At 58.7% G+C, this 4,138-nt stretch carries 4 protein-coding genes and 3 pseudogenes; 3 read left to right on the top strand and 4 right to left on the bottom strand.

Annotated elements, in window-relative coordinates; all coding sequences use genetic code 11:
• Nucleotides 1-162: 162 nt before the first annotated feature.
• The 3 genes and pseudogenes from X730_RS1000000167275 to X730_RS135440 form a co-directional block, all read right to left on the bottom strand.
• A pseudogene (locus X730_RS1000000167275) lies at nucleotides 163-912 on the bottom strand (IS6 family transposase).
• Nucleotides 913-962: 50 nt separating this feature from the next.
• Nucleotides 963-1,162: pseudogene (locus X730_RS1000000167270) on the bottom strand (DUF1403 family protein); the annotation flags it as partial.
• A gap of 197 nt (nucleotides 1,163-1,359) precedes the next feature.
• Nucleotides 1,360-1,737: a hypothetical protein gene (locus X730_RS135440; RefSeq protein WP_023690673.1), complete on the bottom strand. Its 378-nt coding sequence runs from the start codon at nucleotides 1,735-1,737 to the stop codon at nucleotides 1,360-1,362.
• Nucleotides 1,738-2,079: 342 nt separating this feature from the next.
• Between X730_RS135440 and X730_RS01000000165090 the strand changes: the two are divergent.
• From X730_RS01000000165090 to X730_RS135450, 3 genes and pseudogenes are all read left to right on the top strand, one after another.
• Nucleotides 2,080-2,758: pseudogene (locus X730_RS01000000165090) on the top strand (IS6 family transposase).
• Nucleotides 2,755-2,934, top strand: a complete 180-nt coding sequence (locus tag X730_RS135445) for a hypothetical protein (protein WP_031197541.1) — start codon at nucleotides 2,755-2,757, stop codon at nucleotides 2,932-2,934. Before X730_RS01000000165090 ends, X730_RS135445 begins: the two are co-directional and overlap by 4 nt.
• Complete coding sequence (locus X730_RS135450; RefSeq protein ID WP_023827881.1) at nucleotides 2,934-3,551, top strand: hypothetical protein; 618 nt, start codon at nucleotides 2,934-2,936, stop codon at nucleotides 3,549-3,551. The genes X730_RS135445 and X730_RS135450 overlap by 1 nt, the downstream gene beginning before the upstream one ends.
• A gap of 105 nt (nucleotides 3,552-3,656) precedes the next feature.
• Here X730_RS135450 and X730_RS1000000169185 read toward each other — a convergent pair.
• A partial coding sequence (locus X730_RS1000000169185) for an acyl carrier protein (RefSeq protein ID WP_280816377.1) occupies nucleotides 3,657-4,138 on the bottom strand: 482 nt, incomplete at its 5' end.

Genomic DNA, 4,138 nt, shown 5'->3' with positions numbered 1-4,138 from the left:
GCCGATGCGACGGAGTATTTCCAGATCCCGACCGGACGTGTGGTCGAGATCGGCACGCAGGTGGCGATCTGAGGGCATGCCGCGGTTGAGAAGAATCGGTGCTGTCACATTGATTGAGCGGGTAAGGAAATTCAGGTAGCAGCGCGCCCGGCACTGTAAGTTTCAGCGGCTTGATGCACGCGATAGCTGGCCGGGACGGCTGTCACGCTGTGGCGACACACGCGATCTTGTTCCAGATTTGCATGGGGGCGTTACGCAGGTCTCGATGTTGAGCCGATGACAGCGCATTGCAGGGAAAGTGAGCAGGTCGGCAATCGGATCATGGATGGAAACGAACCGCTGAAGCTGGCGTGCCGACTTGAAGCGTTTCATGATCCTTTCGCGTCGTCGAGTCGGCTGGTGCGAATTTTCCGCTCGATTATTCAGGCCTGTGTGCGACCGGTGTTCGACGCCGGGCAAGAGGTCGCGCATGGCGGCATCATAGGATCGGAGCTTGTCGGTGATCATGATCCGTGGTGTCCGCCCTTGAGCTTTCAGCAACTTGCGCATCAGACGCTTTGCCGCCTTGGCATTTCGGCGGCTTTGTACCAGCACTTCGAGGACGAAGCCGTCCTGATCGACGGCACGCCAGAGCCACTGCTTCTTGCCACTGATAGCCACGACACATTCGTCGAGATGCCATTTGTCGCCCAGGCAGCCGGCTGATATTGATCTCCTGGGCGAAATGCCGTCCGAATTTCTCCGCGCAGCTTCGAACGGTCTGATGCGTGACGATGATGCCGCGGGCCGCCAGCATGTCCTCAACCATGCGCAGGCTGAGCGGAAAGCGAAAGTAGAGCCATACCGCGTGCGCAATGATCTCGGGGGAAAGCGGTGGCGACCATAGAGCGGACCACGAGCAACTTCTGACATGGCCCAATGTAAGCACATCTTCATAAGCTGTCGGTTGACTTTACGGTGCCGCGCCAAGCGAGCAGCATCCGGCCGGCGGGGCCGACCCCGTCTCCCGGCCGTGAGCAGAACGGCATCACGCAGGGGCCGCTTCATCCTCGACGCGGCCAGCCTGCTTTGCCGTTACCGCCGCCGCCGAAAGCGCCAGGCGTTGCCGCCAGGCGCCGGTCCGCCGGCAGCGGTTCGTCTCCACCGATGATCCGATTGCCAACCAATTCCACTTTCCCCCATACCTGCGTAACGCCGCTATGCAAATCTGGCAAAATCGCGTATGTCGCCGCAGCATGACAGCCGTCCCGACCAGCTATCGCTGCATCAAGACGCTGATATCTTTACAGTGCCCGCACGCCTCTCGCGCGCCAACGGCCAGTCGGTGTCGCGAATTGAGGCGCGCTGAAGCCGTCCGGCTCAGCCGATCATGGCGCTTCGGTTGCCGGGTTCGAGGTCGTGGCCTCTGCCGCTGCGCGATTCTAGCAATTGCGCCTTGGAGAGCTCTGCTTCAGCCTCGGCGAGGCATGGCTCGGCTGCGGTTCTCTGCCGCAGAAGGTCCGATTGCGAATTCTTGACGTTGTCACGACGTAGGCGAGCGGCCTTGGCGAACGTCGGATAAGCGAAATGATTGACATCGGAGATGCCGCCCTTCGTTTCCTCGGCGTTTATCTGGAACTCCAGTTCTCGCGCCATGCGTTCGAAATCGGCAATCATGATGTCTAGCTGGTGCAACTGTCGTCGCTTCTCATTCACCTGAAATTGCTTCAGTCGGACCAGATTACCTCGTGGCTTCATGACTCGGTACTCCGGTACCCATTTCGTCCAATCAAACCGCTCTCTCCCCTTGACGTTAGGCCTACAGCGACTCTCACGTTTTCTGCTGCGAGCGGAAACATATTTTCCAAAATCCTTGGCCGATGGCTATGAGTTCAATGCATCGACAAGCATGCGAGCGGGGGACTTAAGGGGCGGTAAAAAAAGGCGGAATAGGGCGATTTTCACAATGTCTGCATATGAACGCATTGAGACCTGCGGCGGGCTTGACACACAAAGCAATCGTCAAGATTTGCGACATGGACGCCGGGGGGGCATGAATACGCCCGCCGTCAGCTACACGCCCCCCGATTTCCGCCGCCTATTATCGCCCACGCGCTCTGGCTTTATTTCCGGTTTCCGCTGAGCCTGCGCCTGGTTGAGGAAATGCTGCTGGAACGCGGCATCGTGGTTTCGTATGAGACAAGTCGCCGGTGGGGCATCTAAGTTCGGGCTGGACTGCGCTCGCTGCTTGCGCCGCAAGCCGCCGTGCCGGAATGATGTCTGGTACCTGAACGAAGTGGCGTCACCATCGCCCGGCAAAAAGCTTTGGTTGTGGCGCGCCGTCGACCAGGATGGATATGTGCTGGACGAAATCGTGCAAAACCGCCGCAACACCAAGGCCGCCAAGCGCTTGCTGACGCGGCCGTTGAAGAAGCAGGGGCTCGCGCCGAAGCGCATGATCACCGACTAGCTGCGCTCGTATGGAGCGGCAAAGCGACAGGTGATGCCGGACGTCAAGCACCGGTCGCACAAGGGGTTGAACAACGGAGCGGAGAATTCCCATGTGCCGCCGCGAAAACGGGAGCGGATGATGCAGAGGTCCGATCGCCGGGAGGCCTGCAACGCTTCGTCTCGACCTTGTCAGCCCTCCGCAACCTCTTCGTCCCGCCCCAAACGTTCTGCTCTCGCCATACATGTTCATCGCCTCAGCGCGATGGCGCTGGTGATATCACGACGCGTTTGTACCGCTCGACCTACGCCACAGGTGCCGACGCTGTGACGAGCTTCGTCGGTCGCGTGTCGAGTGACGGCACCGGGGACAATTATCGTCGACCGCAGTCCATTGCCCAGACCAAGGCGCTTCTCGGCGTCGGCACGACGGCAAATCGCAGCGTCACGATCTCGGCCGCTGCCCCTTCTGGCGGCGTGGACGGTGATTTCTGGGTGCAGCCGTAATGGCCCTTTACGTCAAAGCCTCCGAGGTCTGGGGGGCGGCTAGCGCCGTATGGGTGAAAATCTCAAGCCTCTGGACCAAGGCTCGACAGGTCTATGTGCGCAGCTCGGGCGTCTGGGAGAAAATGTTCCCGATAGATCTGGTCTTCAATGGCACTCACGAAGACTCGACTGCCACGACCGTTTACACCCACACCAGCATTCCGCTTCTTGTCGCGCCACACGCTAATCGTCGTGTCATCGTGACAACTGAGACCACTGACACCGAAAGTGCAGTGACCGTCAACAGTATGACGATTGGGGGTGTGGCTGCCACCCTTCTCGCTCAGGTGGAAAGCATCTTCAATTCTGGTGTGGTCTATCTGTCAGTGTGGTCGGCCCTCGTGCCAACCGGTACGACGGCAACGATCGTGACCACGTATAGTGAGAGCGTGTCCCGTGACTACATGTCGGTCTATACGACCACCAATTGGGATGGTGTGGTGGGCACTGTTGCCTCTGACAACAATTCAACGGGTGGCCTGACAACGACCGTCAGCATTGGTGCCCTGGGCGCAGCGATCGCAATTGCGGGCAACGCCACCAAGGGGGCATCGGCACTGCGACATGGACCGGGCTGACCCAACAGTTCTCAAACACACCAGTCACGAATAGAAACCACAGCGGAGCAATGGCAATAGCTACCGCCGCCCAAGCTGCCCTCACCGTAACCTGTGCCTACAGCACTACTCCAGCACTTGTCGCACTGCTGGTGGTTCCGCGGTGCGCAACTCCTGACTGGCGACGGCGTCGGCGACATGCCTTACGGACTCGTATTGCCAGAGCTTGTAATCGTCGACAAACCAGCCAAGTCGGCTCTCGATCGCCGTAGCAAGCTCGTTATAGTCGAGGCTGTCGAGGCCGAGATCCCGCATTCTGGTTGTCATCGACACCTCTACTTTTTCGGCAACTAGAGCGTTGAGGGTTTTGAGAACCAGTTGTTCAATTTCAAGTAATGTCATCACTAATACATGCCTTTTGCTTGCAGATTCAGGTAATGCAACCCTGATCGGGGCGCAACCCCCAAAACGAGGTGTGCCGTTGAAACATGTTCTTGTCATTGACGATGATGCCGCAATGCGGCGCCTCATCGCCGATGCATGCCCTGAAGGTAACCGCAGTCCACGATAGCAAGCAGTTTGACTATGTTCTTTCACGTGAGCCAGTC

Source organism: Mesorhizobium sp. L103C131B0 (assembly GCF_000502275.1).
In the GTDB taxonomy this organism is placed as follows: Bacteria; Pseudomonadota; Alphaproteobacteria; order Rhizobiales; family Rhizobiaceae; genus Mesorhizobium.
The sequence above is the reverse complement of the archived record's forward strand: the minus strand, read 5'-3'. Positions and strand labels throughout refer to the sequence as shown.

What these genes read in the sequence shown, in the direction of transcription:
- X730_RS135440 (WP_023690673.1), bottom strand. Translation starts at nt 1,737, where the DNA reads ATGAAGCCACGAGGTAATCTGGTCCGACTGAAGCAATTTCAGGTGAAT.
- X730_RS135450 (WP_023827881.1), top strand. Translation starts at nt 2,934, where the DNA reads ATGGCCCTTTACGTCAAAGCCTCCGAGGTCTGGGGGGCGGCTAGCGCC.